Here is a 650-nt window from a genome sequence, read left to right as displayed (position 1 = left end):
GGAGGGAAGCCCGTAGGCCCCGGGGAGCTGAGTCCGGCTCACGCGCGGCGCGAGGCGGGAAGACGCGGCCGTCGGCGGAAGGCGGACTGCGCCTCCGCGAAAGAGCACCCCCCCCCGTGCGCGACGGTCACGGGCGGCCGCCCCGGCTCCCCTTCACAGCCCGACTCGCCGGGTACACCACCCGGGGATACGTTGGTGGACGGGCCGCATTGACGGTTGGGCGGATGTCTCTGTCTGCGAGCTTCGTCCCGAGGGTCACCGGCTGACGGCGGCCCGGCGCAGGCACCCGGCACCGTGCGTCACGGGGACGATCACAGGAACTTGTCGATGCCGTACGTACGGGCGGGGCACGGCGGTGCCGGCAGAGGACCGGCAAGGAGACCGTCATGGATCGCTACCCGCCCATCGCCGATCACGGGCTCATCGGGGATCTGCAGACCGCGGCTCTGGTGTCGTCGCACGGCGTGATCGACTGGTTCGCGGCCCCGCGGTTCGACTCGCCCAGCGTCTTCGCCGCCCTGCTCGACCACGACGGCGGCGGCTTCTTCCTGCTCGCGCCGGAGCGCTCCGAAGGGACCTGGAGACAGCTCTACTACCCGGACACCGCGGTCCTGGTGACCCGTTTCATGTCACCGGACGGGGTCGGCGAG

The 650-nt window shown here is 71.8% G+C and carries 1 protein-coding gene; it reads left to right on the top strand.

Annotated features, from left to right (window positions below; all coding sequences use genetic code 11):
• Positions 1–386: 386 nt before the first annotated feature.
• Positions 387–650 (top strand): trehalase-like domain-containing protein (locus CCN33_RS30855; protein WP_244174005.1); only part of this gene is annotated, 264 nt, incomplete at its 3' end.

Origin of the sequence: Streptomyces recifensis (assembly GCF_002154615.1) — a bacterium.
GTDB classification, from domain to species: Bacteria; Actinomycetota; Actinomycetes; order Streptomycetales; family Streptomycetaceae; genus Streptomyces; species Streptomyces griseoluteus.
Note: the sequence above shows the minus strand (reverse complement) of the source record. Positions and strands in the feature narration are given on the sequence as shown.